This window comes from Priestia sp. TRM10, from assembly GCF_057808375.1.
Window position 1 is genome coordinate 37,774 of the sequence record NZ_JBJZOT010000010.1, and the last position, 14,211, is coordinate 51,984.

General features: G+C 39.9%; 26 protein-coding genes. All 26 read left to right on the top strand.

Annotated features, from left to right (window positions below; translation table 11 throughout):
• Positions 1-2 precede the first annotated feature (2 nt).
• The 26 genes from rplP to truA all read left to right on the top strand — a co-directional run bounded on the left by rplP (position 3) and on the right by truA (position 14,112).
• A complete protein-coding gene (gene rplP / locus ACK3CR_RS08145; RefSeq protein ID WP_040056350.1) occupies positions 3-437 on the top strand; it encodes a 50S ribosomal protein L16 in 435 nt (144 codons plus the stop codon).
• Complete coding sequence (rpmC, locus tag ACK3CR_RS08150; protein ID WP_019394062.1) at positions 427-627, top strand: 50S ribosomal protein L29; 201 nt, start codon at positions 427-429, stop codon at positions 625-627. The genes rplP and rpmC overlap by 11 nt, the downstream gene beginning before the upstream one ends.
• Before the next feature lie 25 nt (positions 628-652).
• The gene (rpsQ, locus tag ACK3CR_RS08155; protein WP_019394061.1) at positions 653-916 is read left to right on the top strand and encodes a 30S ribosomal protein S17; all 264 of its coding nucleotides are present in this window, start codon (positions 653-655) and stop codon (positions 914-916) included.
• A 42-nt stretch (positions 917-958) separates the two neighbouring features.
• Positions 959-1,327: a 50S ribosomal protein L14 gene (rplN, locus tag ACK3CR_RS08160; RefSeq protein ID WP_019394060.1), complete on the top strand. Its 369-nt coding sequence runs from the start codon at positions 959-961 to the stop codon at positions 1,325-1,327.
• Between the two features lie 39 nt (positions 1,328-1,366).
• The gene (rplX, locus tag ACK3CR_RS08165) at positions 1,367-1,678 is read left to right on the top strand and encodes a 50S ribosomal protein L24 (RefSeq protein ID WP_019394059.1); all 312 of its coding nucleotides are present in this window, start codon (positions 1,367-1,369) and stop codon (positions 1,676-1,678) included.
• A gap of 29 nt (positions 1,679-1,707) precedes the next feature.
• Positions 1,708-2,247 carry a 50S ribosomal protein L5 gene (gene rplE, locus ACK3CR_RS08170; RefSeq protein ID WP_019394058.1) on the top strand — a complete coding sequence of 180 codons (540 nt, stop codon included), beginning with the start codon at positions 1,708-1,710 and terminating at the stop codon, positions 2,245-2,247.
• Between the two features lie 33 nt (positions 2,248-2,280).
• Positions 2,281-2,466: a type Z 30S ribosomal protein S14 gene (locus ACK3CR_RS08175; protein ID WP_019394057.1), complete on the top strand. Its 186-nt coding sequence runs from the start codon at positions 2,281-2,283 to the stop codon at positions 2,464-2,466.
• A gap of 29 nt (positions 2,467-2,495) precedes the next feature.
• A complete protein-coding gene (rpsH, locus tag ACK3CR_RS08180) occupies positions 2,496-2,894 on the top strand; it encodes a 30S ribosomal protein S8 (RefSeq protein WP_019394056.1) in 399 nt (132 codons plus the stop codon).
• Positions 2,895-2,925: 31 nt separating this feature from the next.
• The gene (gene rplF / locus ACK3CR_RS08185; RefSeq protein ID WP_061802642.1) at positions 2,926-3,462 is read left to right on the top strand and encodes a 50S ribosomal protein L6; all 537 of its coding nucleotides are present in this window, start codon (positions 2,926-2,928) and stop codon (positions 3,460-3,462) included.
• 40 nt (positions 3,463-3,502) lie between these two features.
• A complete protein-coding gene (rplR, locus tag ACK3CR_RS08190) occupies positions 3,503-3,865 on the top strand; it encodes a 50S ribosomal protein L18 (protein WP_040056348.1) in 363 nt (120 codons plus the stop codon).
• Positions 3,866-3,885: 20 nt separating this feature from the next.
• Entirely contained in the window at positions 3,886-4,386 is a 501-nt protein-coding gene (gene rpsE, locus ACK3CR_RS08195) for a 30S ribosomal protein S5 (RefSeq protein WP_019394053.1), read from the top strand.
• 13 nt (positions 4,387-4,399) lie between these two features.
• A complete protein-coding gene (gene rpmD, locus ACK3CR_RS08200) occupies positions 4,400-4,582 on the top strand; it encodes a 50S ribosomal protein L30 (protein WP_019394052.1) in 183 nt (60 codons plus the stop codon).
• Between the two features lie 29 nt (positions 4,583-4,611).
• The gene (rplO, locus tag ACK3CR_RS08205) at positions 4,612-5,052 is read left to right on the top strand and encodes a 50S ribosomal protein L15 (protein ID WP_019394051.1); all 441 of its coding nucleotides are present in this window, start codon (positions 4,612-4,614) and stop codon (positions 5,050-5,052) included.
• Positions 5,052-6,344 (top strand): preprotein translocase subunit SecY, encoded by a 1,293-nt coding sequence (gene secY, locus ACK3CR_RS08210; RefSeq protein WP_019394050.1) that lies wholly within the window; start codon positions 5,052-5,054, stop codon positions 6,342-6,344. Before rplO ends, secY begins: the two co-directional genes overlap by 1 nt.
• A gap of 49 nt (positions 6,345-6,393) precedes the next feature.
• Positions 6,394-7,047 carry an adenylate kinase gene (locus tag ACK3CR_RS08215; protein WP_111924233.1) on the top strand — a complete coding sequence of 218 codons (654 nt, stop codon included), beginning with the start codon at positions 6,394-6,396 and terminating at the stop codon, positions 7,045-7,047.
• A complete protein-coding gene (gene map, locus ACK3CR_RS08220) occupies positions 7,044-7,790 on the top strand; it encodes a type I methionyl aminopeptidase (protein ID WP_243515923.1) in 747 nt (248 codons plus the stop codon). Before ACK3CR_RS08215 ends, map begins: the two co-directional genes overlap by 4 nt.
• 228 nt (positions 7,791-8,018) lie before the next feature.
• A complete protein-coding gene (infA, locus tag ACK3CR_RS08225; protein ID WP_010191517.1) occupies positions 8,019-8,237 on the top strand; it encodes a translation initiation factor IF-1 in 219 nt (72 codons plus the stop codon).
• A 36-nt stretch (positions 8,238-8,273) separates the two neighbouring features.
• The gene (gene rpmJ / locus ACK3CR_RS08230) at positions 8,274-8,387 is read left to right on the top strand and encodes a 50S ribosomal protein L36 (RefSeq protein WP_003156543.1); all 114 of its coding nucleotides are present in this window, start codon (positions 8,274-8,276) and stop codon (positions 8,385-8,387) included.
• A 24-nt stretch (positions 8,388-8,411) separates the two neighbouring features.
• Positions 8,412-8,777, top strand: coding sequence for a 30S ribosomal protein S13 (rpsM, locus tag ACK3CR_RS08235; RefSeq protein WP_019394047.1), 366 nt, complete (start codon positions 8,412-8,414; stop codon positions 8,775-8,777).
• 22 nt (positions 8,778-8,799) lie between these two features.
• Positions 8,800-9,189 carry a 30S ribosomal protein S11 gene (gene rpsK / locus ACK3CR_RS08240; protein ID WP_019394046.1) on the top strand — a complete coding sequence of 130 codons (390 nt, stop codon included), beginning with the start codon at positions 8,800-8,802 and terminating at the stop codon, positions 9,187-9,189.
• Positions 9,190-9,363: 174 nt separating this feature from the next.
• Entirely contained in the window at positions 9,364-10,308 is a 945-nt protein-coding gene (locus ACK3CR_RS08245; RefSeq protein WP_019394045.1) for a DNA-directed RNA polymerase subunit alpha, read from the top strand.
• Between the two features lie 36 nt (positions 10,309-10,344).
• Positions 10,345-10,707 (top strand): 50S ribosomal protein L17, encoded by a 363-nt coding sequence (gene rplQ / locus ACK3CR_RS08250; RefSeq protein ID WP_040056346.1) that lies wholly within the window; start codon positions 10,345-10,347, stop codon positions 10,705-10,707.
• A gap of 174 nt (positions 10,708-10,881) precedes the next feature.
• Complete coding sequence (locus ACK3CR_RS08255; RefSeq protein ID WP_243515913.1) at positions 10,882-11,721, top strand: energy-coupling factor ABC transporter ATP-binding protein; 840 nt, start codon at positions 10,882-10,884, stop codon at positions 11,719-11,721.
• Positions 11,697-12,569, top strand: a complete 873-nt coding sequence (locus ACK3CR_RS08260) for an energy-coupling factor ABC transporter ATP-binding protein (RefSeq protein WP_488975218.1) — start codon at positions 11,697-11,699, stop codon at positions 12,567-12,569. The genes ACK3CR_RS08255 and ACK3CR_RS08260 overlap by 25 nt, the downstream gene beginning before the upstream one ends.
• Positions 12,559-13,356 (top strand): energy-coupling factor transporter transmembrane component T family protein, encoded by a 798-nt coding sequence (locus tag ACK3CR_RS08265; RefSeq protein WP_243515903.1) that lies wholly within the window; start codon positions 12,559-12,561, stop codon positions 13,354-13,356. The genes ACK3CR_RS08260 and ACK3CR_RS08265 overlap by 11 nt, the downstream gene beginning before the upstream one ends.
• Before the next feature lie 12 nt (positions 13,357-13,368).
• The gene (gene truA / locus ACK3CR_RS08270) at positions 13,369-14,112 is read left to right on the top strand and encodes a tRNA pseudouridine(38-40) synthase TruA (RefSeq protein ID WP_243515901.1); all 744 of its coding nucleotides are present in this window, start codon (positions 13,369-13,371) and stop codon (positions 14,110-14,112) included.
• Positions 14,113-14,211 lie beyond the last annotated feature (99 nt).

The following is a 14,211-nucleotide window of genomic DNA, read 5'->3' on the forward strand; positions in this document are numbered from 1 at the left end:
TTATGTTATTGCCAAAACGTGTTAAATATCGTCGTGAACATCGTGGTCGCATGAAAGGTCGTGCAAAAGGTGGTACGGAAGTTGCATTTGGTGAATATGGTTTACAAGCTTTAGAAAATTCTTGGATTACTAACCGTCAGATCGAAGCTGCTCGTATCGCAATGACTCGTTACATGAAGCGTGGCGGTAAAGTATGGATTAAAATCTTCCCTTCTAAACCTTACACTGCAAAACCTCTAGAGGTCCGCATGGGTTCCGGTAAAGGTGCTCCAGAGGGCTGGGTAGCAGTTGTAAAACCTGGAAAGATTATGTTTGAAATCGCAGGTGTAAGTGAAGAGGTTGCTCGTGAAGCACTTCGTCTTGCTGCACACAAACTACCTATCAAATGTAAGTTTGTAAAACGTGAAGAAATTGGTGGTGACTCAAATGAAGGTTAATGAAATCCGTGATCTAACCACTGCTGAAATTGAACAAAAAGTTAAGTCTTTAAAAGAAGAATTGTTCAACCTTCGTTTTCAATTAGCGACTGGACAATTAGAAAATACTGCACGTATTCCTGAAGTACGTAAGTCAATTGCTCGTATGAAGACTGTAATCCGTGCAAGAGAGATTGCTGCTAGTAAATAATTAAGTCTGAAGGGAGGCTTTCAGAATGAGTGAACGTAACCAACGTAAAGTTTACACTGGGCGTGTTGTTTCTGACAAAATGGATAAAACAATCACAGTTCTAGTTGAAACTTACAAAACTGATTCACTTTACGGCAAACGCGTAAAGTACTCAAAGAAACTTAAAGCACATGATGAAAATAACCAAGCAAAAATTGGCGATATCGTGCGTATTATGGAAACTCGTCCGCTTTCAGCTACAAAACGTTTCCGTCTAGTTGACGTCGTTGAAGAAGCTGTAATTATCTAATGATCGGATAGTGAGGATTGATCCGAAGGGAGGTAAAACTAGATGATTCAACAAGAATCTCGTTTGAAAGTTGCTGACAACTCTGGTGCTCGTGAAGTTTTAACAATCAAAGTTTTAGGTGGATCTGGTCGCAAAACAGCTAACATCGGTGATGTTATCGTTGTTACGGTGAAACAAGCAACACCTGGTGGCGTTGTTAAAAAAGGTGATGTCGTTAAAGCTGTAGTAGTTCGTACTAAACGTGGTGTTCGTCGTAAAGATGGTTCATACATCCGTTTCGACGAAAATGCTTGCGTAATTATCCGTGACGATAAGAGCCCGCGTGGTACTCGTATCTTCGGACCAGTTGCACGTGAACTACGTGACAACAGCTTCATGAAGATTGTGTCCCTTGCTCCAGAAGTTCTTTAATAAATGATAAAATGATGGTCCTTAAGGAGGTGCGAAAAGATGCATGTCAAAAAAGGTGACAAAGTAGTGGTTATCTCTGGTAAGGATAAAGGCAAACAAGGCGTAGTTCTTACTGCTTATCCGAAAAAAGACCGTGTGATTGTTGAAGGTGTGAATATCGTTAAGAAACATTCAAAACCATCTCAATTAAATCCACAAGGTGGAATCAACAGCCAGGAAGCACCTATCCATGTATCCAACGTAATGCTGTTAGATCCTAAGACTGGCGAACCAACACGTGTTGGTTACAAAGTTGAAGACGGCAAAAAGGTACGTGTAGCAAAAAAATCTGGTGAAACTTTAGATAAATAATATTAGTCAGTGAAAGGAGGTACTCATTGATGAACCGCCTGAAAGAAAAATTTCAGAAAGAAATCACTCCTTCTCTAGTAGAGAAGTTCAATTATACATCTGTAATGCAAGTTCCTAAACTTGAAAAGATCGTAGTAAACATGGGAATTGGTGAAGCTGTACAAAATGCTAAAGCATTAGACAGCGCTGTTGAAGAGCTAACAGCTCTTACAGGTCAAAAACCACTAGTTACTCGTGCTAAGAAATCAATCGCTACTTTCCGTCTACGTGAAGGTATGCCAATTGGTGCAAAAGTTACACTACGTGGAGAGCGTATGTATGAGTTCTTTGACAAATTGATCTCTGTATCTCTTCCTCGTGTACGTGACTTCCGTGGAGTTTCTAAAAAATCATTTGATGGTCGCGGAAACTACACTCTAGGTATTAAAGAACAATTAATCTTCCCAGAGATTGATTATGATAAAGTAAACAAAGTACGTGGTATGGATATCGTAATTGTTACAACTGCAAACACAGACGAAGAGTCTCGTGAGCTATTAACTCAATTCGGAATGCCATTCCAGAAATAATTCTGGCCAACGTTAAGCAGAGGAGGCGAAATTGTGGCTAAAAAATCAATGATTGCGAAACAAAAGCGTCAGCCGAAGTTTGAAGTTCAAGCGTACACTCGTTGTGAGCGCTGCGGACGTCCACACTCTGTAATCCGCAAATTTAAGCTTTGCCGTATTTGTTTCCGTGAACTTGCTTATAAAGGTCAAATTCCTGGTGTTAAAAAAGCTAGCTGGTAAAACCCAAGCATGGGAAGGAGGTAAAAAATATGGTTATGACTGATCCAATTGCAGATCTTCTAACTCGTATTCGTAACGCGAACATGGTTCGTCATGAAAAACTTGAAGTACCTGCTTCTAACTTAAAGAAGCAAGTTGCAGAAATCCTTAAACGTGAAGGTTTCGTTCGCGATGTAGAATATATCGAGGACAACAAACAAGGTATCATCCGTATCTTCTTAAAATACGGTTCAAACAACGAGCGTGTAATCACAGGTCTTAAACGTATTAGTAAACCTGGTCTTCGCGTTTATGCAAAAGCTGACGAAGTACCACGTGTACTAAACGGTCTAGGTATTGCAATCGTTTCTACTTCACAAGGTGTATTAAGCGACAAAGAAGCTCGCCAAAAACAAACTGGTGGAGAAGTATTAGCATACGTTTGGTAATTAATTTATAAAGCGATCGGAGGTGTAACGTATGTCACGTGTCGGTAAAAAAGTCTTAGAAATTCCGTCTGGTGTTACAGTAACAAACAACAACAATACTGTAACTGTAAAAGGTCCTAAAGGTGAATTAACTCATACATTCAACCCGGACATCACTATCAACGTGGAAGACAACATCCTTACTGTAAGTCGTCCAAGTGACCACAAAGAACACCGTGCCCTTCATGGTACAACTCGTAGCCTTTTAGGTAACATGGTTGAGGGTGTTACTAACGGCTTCCAAAAAGGTCTTGAACTAGTTGGGGTAGGTTACCGTGCTCAAAAGTCTGGTAACAAACTTATCCTTAACGTTGGTTACTCTCATCCAGTTGAAATTGAGCCTGAGCAAGGACTTGAAGTTGAGGTTCCATCTCAAACTAAAGTTATTGTTAAAGGTATTAGCAAAGAACGCGTTGGTGCTTTAGCAGCTAACATTCGTGCGGTTCGTTCACCTGAGCCTTACAAAGGTAAAGGAATTCGCTACGAAGGCGAATATGTACGTCGTAAAGAAGGTAAAACTGCTAAGTAATAATGCAGTTCGTTCTAGTTAAAGGAAAGGAGTGACTAAGATGATCACTAAAGCTGATAAGAATAAAGTACGTAAGAAAAGACATACTCGTGTTCGTTCAAAATTATTCGGTACAGCTACTCGCCCACGTTTAAATGTGTATCGTTCAAATCAACACATTTATGCACAAGTGATTGATGATTTAAACGCAGTAACACTTGCTAGCGCATCTACTCTAGATAAAGACTTATCTGTTGAAGCTGGTAGCAATGTAGACGCTGCTACAAAAGTCGGTGAACTAGTTGCAAAACGCGCAGTTGAAAAAGGCGTGAAAGAAGTTGTTTTTGATCGTGGCGGATATCTATATCATGGTCGTGTGAAAGCTCTAGCTGACGCAGCTCGCGAAGCTGGACTACAATTTTAACCGTAAAAGGAGGGAAAATGATGCGTCGTATTGATCCAAGCAAATTAGAACTTGAAGAGCGTGTGGTTACGGTTAACCGCGTAGCGAAAGTTGTAAAAGGTGGACGTCGTTTCCGCTTTGCTGCATTAGTAGTTGTTGGTGACAAAAATGGTCACGTTGGTTTCGGTACTGGTAAAGCTCAAGAGGTACCAGATGCGATCCGTAAAGCAATCGAAGATGCTAAGAAAAACCTTATTACTGTTCCAACAGTAGGAACAACTATTCCTCACGAAATTCTAGGCCAATTTGGTGCAGGTCGCATCTTCTTAAAACCAGCATCTGAAGGTACTGGAGTTATCGCAGGTGGACCAGTCCGTGCGGTACTTGAATTAGCAGGTGTAGGTGATATCTTATCTAAATCTCTAGGATCTAACACACCAATCAACATGGTTCGTGCTACAATCCAAGGTTTAAGTGAACTAAAACGTGCTGAAGAAGTAGCTAAGCTACGTGGCAAATCTGTCGAAGAACTGTTAGGATAAGGAGGGAAACAAAATGGCAAACAAATTAGCGATTACCCTCACTCGCAGCGTAATTGGTCGCCCAGAAAACCAACGTGTAACAGTCAAAACGTTAGGTCTTCGTAAAATGCATCAAACTGTGGTTCACGAAGACAACGCAGCGATTCGTGGTATGATCAACAAAGTTGCTCACCTTGTTACAGTTAAAGAACAATAATAGAATTGTAATCAAAAGGAGGTGTCTCCATGAAACTTCATGAGCTAAAACCAGCAGAAGGTTCTCGTAAAGAACGTAATCGTGTAGGTCGTGGTATGGCTAGTGGTAACGGAAAAACTTCAGGACGTGGACACAAAGGTCAACGCGCTCGTTCAGGCGGTGGCGTACGTATCGGTTTTGAAGGTGGTCAGAACCCACTATACCGTCGTTTACCAAAACGCGGTTTCACAAACATTAACCGTAAAGAGTTTACGGTTGTTAACCTTGAAACATTAAATCGTTTCGAAGATGGAACAGAGGTAACTCCGGAACTTCTTCTTGAAACTGGTGTTATCAGCAAAGTTAGAGCTGGCGTGAAAATTCTTGGCAATGGCGAAGTAAGCAAAAAGCTAACTGTTAAAGCTAACAAATTTTCTGCTTCTGCAAAAGAGGCTATCGAAGCTGCAGGCGGTAAAACTGAGGTGATTTAATGTTTCAGACAATCTCCAATTTGATGCGCGTAGGTGAAATTAGAAATAAAATTCTTTTCACCTTGCTAATGCTTGTAATTTTTCGAATCGGAACTTTCATTCCAGTTCCAAACGTAAATACTGATGTTTTGAAAGTGCAAGATCAGCTAAATGTATTTGGAGTACTAAATACATTTGGCGGTGGTGCACTTCAAAATTTCTCTATTTTAGCAATGGGTATTATGCCATACATCACAGCATCCATCATCGTACAGCTGTTGCAGATGGATGTTGTTCCTAAGTTTACAGAGTGGTCAAAACAAGGTGAAGTTGGACGTCGTAAATTAGCTCAATTTACTCGTTACTTAACAATTGTTTTAGGTCTTGTTCAAGCTGTTGGAATGTCCATCGGCTTTAACAATATGGCTCAAGGCCAACTCATTCAGAACCCAGGAGCAATGACATATGCTGTTATTGCGATTATTTTAACTGCAGGAACAGCCTTTTTAATGTGGCTTGGTGAGCAGATTACAGCAAAAGGCGTTGGTAATGGAGTTTCTATTATCATTTTTGCAGGTATGGTAGCTGGTATTCCAAATACATTGAACCAAATTTATGCGCAGCAATTTGAAGATGTTGGCGATCAGCTTTTCTTGCGTATTGCAACAATGGTATTACTAGCAGTAGTCGTATTGGCTATCATTGTGGGAGTTATCTTCTTCCAACAAGCGCTTCGTAAAATTCCGATTCAATATGCAAAACGTCTAGCTGGCCGTAATCAAGTGGGAGGACAATCAACGCATTTACCGTTAAAGGTTAACGCGGCGGGTGTTATTCCAGTTATTTTTGCGGTTTCATTTATCATTACGCCACCAACGATTGCATCGTTTTTCGGCTCAAATGATGTAACAGAATGGATTCAAAAAACATTTGATTATACACAGCCTATTGGCATGAGCGTTTACGTAGCCCTAATTGTAGCATTTACTTACTTCTACACTTTTGTTCAAGTAAACCCAGAACAAGTGGCAGAGAACTTACAAAAGCAAGGCGGTTATATTCCAGGCATTCGTCCAGGAAAGAACACGCAAGAATTTATTACAAAGGTGTTGTATCGCTTAACAATAGTTGGTGCACTTTTCCTTTCAATAATTGCGATTTTACCAACCCTGTTTATTAAGTTTGCTGACTTACCTTCTTCTGCTCAAATTGGTGGTACTGGATTGTTGATCATTGTCGGGGTTGCCCTTGAAACAATGAAACAACTAGAAAGTCAGCTCGTTAAACGTCATTACAAAGGCTTTATTAAATAAAAAGAGTTGTAAAACTCTTATATAGAGAAGAGACTGAGGGGGAAAGTCAATGAACTTAGTATTAATGGGTCTTCCTGGAGCTGGGAAAGGCACACAAGCTGAACAAATGGTCGAATACTATAACATCCCTCATATCTCAACAGGAGATATGTTCCGAGCAGCGATCAAAGAAGGAACAGACTTAGGAGTAAAAGCAAAACAGTTCATGGATAAAGGTGAGCTAGTACCTGATGAAGTTACAATCGGTATTGTACGCGAGCGTTTAGCTAAGGACGATTGCAAAGAAGGCTTCTTACTTGATGGATTTCCAAGAACTGTAGCGCAAGCTGAAGCTCTGGAAAACATTCTTGAAGAATTAAAACGTCCACTTGACTATGTAATTAACATTGATGTGGATCAAGATATTCTAATGGAACGTCTAACAGGTCGTCGTATTTGCAAAAATTGTGGAGCAACTTACCACCTAGTGTTCAATCCACCAAGTCAAGAGGGGACTTGCGACAAATGTGGTGGAGAACTTTATCAACGTGAGGATGACAATCCTGAAACAGTATCAAACCGACTCGCTGTCAATGTTAAGCAATCTCAACCACTTCTTGATTTCTACAATCAAAAAGGCTACTTGCGCAACATTAAAGGTGACCAAGATATTACTAAAGTCTTTGAAGACATTCGTGCATTGCTCGGAGGCGCAAGCAAATGATTATTTGCAAAACGCCACGTGAACTTGAAATCATGCGTGAAGCTGGACGGATTGTTGCGTTAACGCATCAGGAACTGCAAAAACATATCAAACCTGGTATTACTACTAAGGAATTGGATAGAATTGCAGAGAAGATTATTCGCCAGCATGATGCAGAACCTTCTTTTAAAGGTTATAATGGTTTTACAGGCAGCATATGTGCTTCTGTTAACGAAGAACTTGTTCACGGTATTCCTGGTGACCGCAAGCTAAATGATGGAGACATCATCAGCATTGATATCGGTGCATATTATAACGGGTATCATGGTGATTCAGCTTGGACATATGCAGTAGGTTCTGTTTCTGATGAAGCAGAAAAGTTGTTAAAGGTGACTGAAGAGTCTCTTTACAAAGGATTAGAAAAAGCGATTCCTGGTGATCGTTTATCAAATATTTCTCATGCTATTCAAACATATGTTGAAGAACACGGTTTTTCTGTTGTTCGAGAATATGTTGGGCATGGAGTGGGGCAAGACTTACATGAAGATCCACAGATTCCTCATTATGGTCCCCCAAACAAAGGTCCTCGATTAAGACCCGGTATGGTGCTTGCAATTGAACCTATGGTGAATGCTGGAAGCCGTTATGTGAAAACATTGGCTGATGGTTGGACTGTAGTTACACAGGACAAAAAGTACTGTGCACATTTTGAGCATACTATCGCAATTGTTGAGGATGGATATGAAATACTGACCAAGCTTTGAATATAGAACAGGTCTCTATCGTTAACCCTAGACAGTTGTAGTCATAGTCAACAAGATTGTTAGTCCATGTTGTCTGATTCGTTACAAAAATGGCAAAGCTGTACGTGAAAACGTAGTTTGCCTTGTATTGGATGATTACGTTTCTCCGAATGTTCAGAACAGGTTAGTAAATTTTGTTACATTAGAATAACTGCCTTGTTGCTGGGGCAAAGAAAGGAGAGCAATTGTATGGCGAAAGACGATGTAATTGAAGTAGAAGGTACCGTGATTGAGACTTTACCAAATGCAATGTTCAAGGTAGAATTAGAAAATGGTCATACAGTGCTAGCTCATGTTTCTGGTAAAATTCGCATGCATTTCATTCGTATTTTACCTGGTGATAAAGTTACTGTTGAGCTATCACCATATGATCTAACTCGTGGAAGAATCACGTATCGTTTCAAATAAACTATGCACTCCGTATTACTAAGGAGGTAATAACACATGAAAGTAAGACCATCAGTCAAACCAATCTGCGAAAAATGTAAAGTTATCCGCAGAAAAGGAAAAGTAATGGTTATTTGTGAAAATCCAAAGCATAAACAAAAACAAGGCTAATTCTCAAGGAGGTGCACTTTTCTTATGGCACGTATTGCAGGTGTAGATATCCCTCGTGATAAGCGCGTAGTTATCTCAATGACTTACGTTTTCGGAATCGGTAAAGTAACAGCTCAAAAAATCTTAGCTGAAGCTGGCGTTTCTGAAGATACTCGCGTTCGCGATCTAACAGAAGATGAATTAAATAAAATTCGTGAAATTGTTGACGGATATAAAGTAGAAGGAGATCTTCGTCGTGAAGTTTCTCTAAACATCAAACGTCTAATCGAAATTGGTTCTTACCGTGGTCTTCGCCACCGTCGTAGCTTACCAGTTCGTGGTCAACATACTAAAAACAATGCTCGTACACGTAAAGGTCCACGTCGTACAGTAGCTAACAAAAAGAAATAATAAGTAAGGGAGGTTATCCAACATGGCTCGTAAAACAAACACTCGTAAACGTCGTGTGAAAAAGAATATTGAGTCAGGTATCGCTCACATTCGTTCAACTTTCAACAATACGATTGTAACGATCACTGATATGCAAGGTAATGCGATTTCTTGGTCTAGTGCTGGTGCACTTGGATTCCGTGGATCTCGTAAATCTACTCCATTCGCTGCACAAATGGCTGCTGAAACAGCTGCTAAAACAGGTATGGAAAATGGTTTAAAAACATTAGAGGTTACAGTTAAAGGCCCTGGTGCTGGTCGTGAAGCAGCTATCCGTGCTCTTCAAGCAGCAGGACTTGAAGTAACAGCAATTAAAGATGTTACACCAGTACCTCATAATGGATGCCGTCCGCCAAAACGTCGTCGTGTATAATTAATTCATCTGTATATATTTCATTTTATCGTCTATAATGGGATATGATACAGATTTTTTTCCGGTCAAATGTTGTGCACATTCGGGAACTGTCTAAGAGGGAATTTCGGTTAGATCATTTAGGATCTAAATGATCTAACTGGGGTTTCGACGTTTTGAAGGAGGGTTTAATAAATGATAGAGATTGAAAAGCCAAAAATCGAAACGGTAGAAATCAGCGATGATGGAAAGTTCGGTAAGTTCGTCGTCGAACCACTTGAGCGTGGATATGGTACTACTTTGGGTAACTCCTTACGTCGTATCCTATTATCCTCTCTCCCTGGTGCTGCTGTAACATCTATTCAAATCGATGGTGTTTTACATGAGTTCTCAACAATTCCTGGAGTTGTTGAAGACGTAACAAACATCATTTTAAATGTGAAGAAGCTTGCATTAAAAATCTACTCTGATGAAGAGAAGACGTTAGAAATTGATGTTCAAGGCAAAGGTGTTGTAACTGCTGCTGACATTCAAGGAGATAGTGATGTTGAGATCTTAAATCCAGATCTTCATATTGCAACACTTGAAACAGATGCACAGTTCCGCATGCGTCTAACAGCTCAAACAGGTCGTGGTTATGATGCTGCGGTTGAGAACAAGCATGAAGATCAACCAATTGGTGTAATTCCAATTGATTCAATCTACACGCCTGTTACGCGCGTCTCTTACTATGTTGAAAATACACGTGTTGGTCAAATGACAAACTTCGATAAGCTTACGCTTGATGTTTGGACTGACGGTAGTATTGAGCCTGAAAAAGCTGTAGCACTAGGTGCTAAAATCCTAACAGAGCATTTAAACATCTTTGTGGGATTAACAGATGAGGCACAAAAAGCAGAGATTATGGTTGAAAAAGAAGAAGATCAAAAAGAGAAAGTTCTTGAAATGACGATTGAAGAACTTGACCTTTCTGTACGTTCTTACAACTGCTTAAAACGTGCTGGCATCAACACAGTACAAGAGCTTGCGAATAAAACAGAAGAAGATATGATGAAAGTACGTAACTTAGGACGTAAATCTCTTGAAGAAGTGAAAGCTAAACTTGAAGAGCTTGGTCTTGGACTACGTAAAGACGATTGATAGATAGCGAATTAGTAACGAAGGAGGGAAATACTCATGGGATATCAAAAATTAGGTCGTACAAGTGCACAACGTAAAGCACTTCTTCGCGATTTAGCAACTGACTTAATCATCAGTGAGCGCATTGAAACAACAGAACCAAAAGCAAAAGAACTTAAGTCTGTTGTAGAAAAACTAATCACTCTTGGTAAACGTGGAGATCTACATGCTCGCCGTCAAGCTGCAGCATACATCCGCCACGAAGTAGCAAACGAAGAGACTGGTCAAGACGCTGTTCAAAAACTTTTCAGCGACGTGGCTACTCGTTATGCTGACCGTCAAGGTGGCTACACTCGTATTATGAAACTTGGACCTCGTCGTGGTGACGGTGCTCCAATGGCTATCATCGAGTTAGTTTAATATATGAAGTTCTTAGGGCGTATGGATTCTCTTCTTTTTTAAAGAAAGTGTCTGACGCCCATTTGAACAATATAGGTGCTACAAGGGCGTGACAGTTATTCTCAACTGCTCAATGCCCTTTTTTTATATGTTGAAACGAATTAGCTTAGAGGAGCATAGTAGAGGGGGCTGTATATGTCAAACTCAGTCATAGAAGTGAAAGACTTGTATTTTCGGTACGAAGAAGATGGACCTTATGTGCTAAACAACTTATCTCTTAACGTTTATAAGGGAGAATGGCTTGCAATTGCAGGACATAATGGCTCAGGGAAATCAACGCTTGCTAAAATTTTAAACGGCCTCATTCTACCTGAACAAGGTTCTGTGAAAGTAGCAGATCTTATGCTTACAGAAGATTCTGTATGGGATGTACGTCGCCATATTGGAATGGTATTTCAAAATCCTGATAATCAATTTGTAGGTTCAACAGTTGAAGACGACGTTGCTTTTGGGTTAGAGAATAATGGCTTTCCGTATGAAGAAATGAGAAAAAGAGTAGGAGAAGCAATTGAAGTGGTTGGAATGAAAGGGTTCGAGAAGTATGAGCCGCATCGTCTATCTGGTGGTCAGAAGCAGCGAATTGGTATTGCTGGTGTTGTTGCAATGGCACCTGATGTTATCCTTTTAGATGAAGCAACATCAATGCTTGATCCAAAAGGACGTAGTGAAGTTCTCGAAACCATTCGTTTGTTAAAAAATCAACGCAATCTAACGATTATCTCCATTACCCATGACCTCAATGAAGTAGCGAAAGCTGATAGAGCAATTGTCCTCAATAAAGGAGAACTTTTTGCAACTGGAACACCTTCAGAGATTTTTGAACTTGGCAGCAAATTGACTGAGATTGGCCTTGATTTTCCATTTGCTAGTCAAATTAGTCATGTTCTAAGAGACAAAGGAATTTCTTTAGAATATATTCATTTAACAACGGACAACTTAGTGGAGGAACTATGGAGATTATATTCAAAAATGTAGAACATCGTTATCAGCTTAAAACACCTTTTGAACGATTAGCATTAGAAGATGTATCACTATCCATTCCCTCTGGTCAGTTCGTATCGTTAATCGGTCATACAGGCTCTGGTAAGTCAACAGTTATCCAGCATTTGAATGCCCTTTTGAAGCCAACTAAAGGGAGTATTCAAATAGGAGATCGTACAATTGAAAGTGGTAAGAAGGAAAAGCATTTAAAAGAAATTCGCAAACGCGTTGGCGTTGTCTTTCAGTTTCCTGAACATCAGCTCTTTGATGAGACTGTTGAAAAAGATATTTGTTTTGGTCCGATGAACTTTGGGGTTTCAGAAGAGGAAGCGAAAAAAAGGGCAAATGAGCTTGCTACAATAGTTGGTTTGCCAAAGGAAGTTCTGCAGAAATCACCGTTTGATTTAAGCGGTGGACAGATGCGCCGTGTGGCAATTGCAGGGATTTTAGCGATGGAACCGCAAGTGCTTGTTCTTGATGAGCCAACAGCAGGACTTGATCCAAAAGGGCGTAATGAGATTATGAATTTAATCTCCTCTTTAAATAAAGAACAAGGATTAACGATTGTACTTGTAACGCACAGTATGGAAGATGCAGCACAATATGCAGATCGCATTATTGTAATGGATAAAGGGAAAGTTTCAATGAGCGGAACACCAAAGGAAATCTTTAAGCAATATGAAAAGCTTAAAGAGATTGGATTAGATATTCCAGAGCCTCTGCAGTTCATATTGGATCTAGAACAGCGTTTGGGCGTCTCCCTTAGTCACGGGGCTATTACATTTCAAAAGGCCGTAGAAGAGGTCACAAAGCTTTTTGGAGGACAAGCTCATGATGAATAATATGATTATTGGTCAGTATGTTCCAGGAGATTCTTTTATTCATCGTATGGATCCTCGTGCAAAGCTTATTATCGTTTTTTTCTATGTAGCTGTTATTTTTCTTGCGAATAATATTGTAAGCTACAGCATTATTGGTTTGTTTGCTATTTTAGCAGTACTTGTAAGTCGAGTTCCGATTTATTTTATTATTAAAGGGCTAAAGCCAATATTGTTTATTATTATTTTTACCTTTCTCCTTCATATTTTTATGACGAGGGAAGGAGAAGTAATCGCAGATATTGGTTTTCTGAAGATCTATGAAGGCGGAGTTATTCAAGGGATTTATATTTCGCTTAGGTTCTTATTTTTAATTTTACTTACAACCCTGTTAACTCTTACAACAACACCAATTGAGGTAACAGATGGCATGGAGACACTTTTACATCCATTAAAGAAAGTCCGTTTCCCTGTTCATGAATTAGCACTTATGATGTCTATTTCGCTTCGTTTTATTCCCACTTTGATGGATGAAACAGACAAAATCTTGAAGGCTCAAACAGCACGTGGAGTAGACTTTTCGAGCGGGCCTCTTAAAGATCGTCTAAAGGCCGTTGTGCCACTCTTAATTCCGCTTTTTATTAGTGCTTTTAAACGTGCAGAAGAGCTAGCAACAGCTATGGAAGCAAGAGGGTATCAAGGTGGAGAAGGACGGACAAAGTATCGTCAGCTTAGCTGGGGGGCTATTGATACCATGGCCCTTATCATATTTGTTATTGTTGCTGCTGCTCTATTTATCGTAAGAGTCTAGGAGATGTGAGAGATGCGAAGAATTCAATGTACTGTAGCATATGACGGAACACTTTTTTCAGGCTATCAAATTCAGCCTAATGCCCGTACTGTGCAAGAAGAGATTGAAAAGGCCCTTACCCGTCTCCATGGAGGTAAGGAAGTAAAAATCCATGCCTCAGGCCGCACAGATGCGTCTGTCCATGCTAAAGGGCAGGTGTTTCACTTTGATACTATAAGTACTATCAGCGTAAGCCAGCTTGAGCGAGGAGCCAATGCGCTCTTGCCAGAAGATATTGTAGTAGTTGATACAAAGGAAACGTCAGAAGATTTTCATGCTCGTTTTAGCGTGAAAAAAAAGGAATACCGTTACAAAGTGCTTTGCAGCAAAAGTCGCGATGTGTTCTTAAGGCATTATATGCACCATGTTCCATACGAGTTAGATCGTAAGGTGATGAAGGAAGCTATAAAGAGCGTAATTGGTACACATGATTTTACAAGTTTTTGTTCAGCAAAGACGGAGATAGAAGATAAAGTGAGAACAATCTATGAAGCGGAAATTATTGAAGAAGGAGACGTGCTTACATTTAGATTTGTAGGAAACGGATTTCTTTATAATATGGTCCGAATTCTAGTGGGAACACTTCTTGATCTTGGTAGCGGAAAAAGTTTCACAAAAGATATTTCAGGGATGCTAGAGGCGAAAAATCGCACTCTAACAGGCAAAACTGCACCTGGACATGGGCTATACTTGTGGAAAGTTTACTATGACAACTAAACCTGGTGTAACATCCTCTTGACATTGGGAATACAACAGGCTAATATAACATATGTATGTAATTTTAAACCCACGATTAGCCCCGGAAATTAATCGTGT

Coding starts and splice junctions, on each gene's coding strand:
- rpsH (WP_019394056.1), top strand. CDS start 2,496: ATGGTTATGACTGATCCAATTGCAGATCTTCTAACTCGTATTCGTAAC.
- infA (WP_010191517.1), top strand. CDS start 8,019: ATGGCGAAAGACGATGTAATTGAAGTAGAAGGTACCGTGATTGAGACT.
- truA (WP_243515901.1), top strand. CDS start 13,369: ATGCGAAGAATTCAATGTACTGTAGCATATGACGGAACACTTTTTTCA.
- rpsM (WP_019394047.1), top strand. CDS start 8,412: ATGGCACGTATTGCAGGTGTAGATATCCCTCGTGATAAGCGCGTAGTT.
- ACK3CR_RS08260 (WP_488975218.1), top strand. CDS start 11,697: ATGGAGATTATATTCAAAAATGTAGAACATCGTTATCAGCTTAAAACA.
- rpmC (WP_019394062.1), top strand. CDS start 427: ATGAAGGTTAATGAAATCCGTGATCTAACCACTGCTGAAATTGAACAA.
- map (WP_243515923.1), top strand. CDS start 7,044: ATGATTATTTGCAAAACGCCACGTGAACTTGAAATCATGCGTGAAGCT.
- ACK3CR_RS08215 (WP_111924233.1), top strand. CDS start 6,394: ATGAACTTAGTATTAATGGGTCTTCCTGGAGCTGGGAAAGGCACACAA.
- rplF (WP_061802642.1), top strand. CDS start 2,926: ATGTCACGTGTCGGTAAAAAAGTCTTAGAAATTCCGTCTGGTGTTACA.
- rplX (WP_019394059.1), top strand. CDS start 1,367: ATGCATGTCAAAAAAGGTGACAAAGTAGTGGTTATCTCTGGTAAGGAT.
- secY (WP_019394050.1), top strand. CDS start 5,052: ATGTTTCAGACAATCTCCAATTTGATGCGCGTAGGTGAAATTAGAAAT.
- rplE (WP_019394058.1), top strand. CDS start 1,708: ATGAACCGCCTGAAAGAAAAATTTCAGAAAGAAATCACTCCTTCTCTA.
- rpsE (WP_019394053.1), top strand. CDS start 3,886: ATGCGTCGTATTGATCCAAGCAAATTAGAACTTGAAGAGCGTGTGGTT.
- rplP (WP_040056350.1), top strand. CDS start 3: ATGTTATTGCCAAAACGTGTTAAATATCGTCGTGAACATCGTGGTCGC.
- rpsK (WP_019394046.1), top strand. CDS start 8,800: ATGGCTCGTAAAACAAACACTCGTAAACGTCGTGTGAAAAAGAATATT.
- rpmD (WP_019394052.1), top strand. CDS start 4,400: ATGGCAAACAAATTAGCGATTACCCTCACTCGCAGCGTAATTGGTCGC.
- rplR (WP_040056348.1), top strand. CDS start 3,503: ATGATCACTAAAGCTGATAAGAATAAAGTACGTAAGAAAAGACATACT.
- rpsQ (WP_019394061.1), top strand. CDS start 653: ATGAGTGAACGTAACCAACGTAAAGTTTACACTGGGCGTGTTGTTTCT.
- ACK3CR_RS08245 (WP_019394045.1), top strand. CDS start 9,364: ATGATAGAGATTGAAAAGCCAAAAATCGAAACGGTAGAAATCAGCGAT.
- ACK3CR_RS08255 (WP_243515913.1), top strand. CDS start 10,882: ATGTCAAACTCAGTCATAGAAGTGAAAGACTTGTATTTTCGGTACGAA.
- rplQ (WP_040056346.1), top strand. CDS start 10,345: ATGGGATATCAAAAATTAGGTCGTACAAGTGCACAACGTAAAGCACTT.
- rplN (WP_019394060.1), top strand. CDS start 959: ATGATTCAACAAGAATCTCGTTTGAAAGTTGCTGACAACTCTGGTGCT.
- ACK3CR_RS08265 (WP_243515903.1), top strand. CDS start 12,559: ATGATGAATAATATGATTATTGGTCAGTATGTTCCAGGAGATTCTTTT.
- rpmJ (WP_003156543.1), top strand. CDS start 8,274: ATGAAAGTAAGACCATCAGTCAAACCAATCTGCGAAAAATGTAAAGTT.
- rplO (WP_019394051.1), top strand. CDS start 4,612: ATGAAACTTCATGAGCTAAAACCAGCAGAAGGTTCTCGTAAAGAACGT.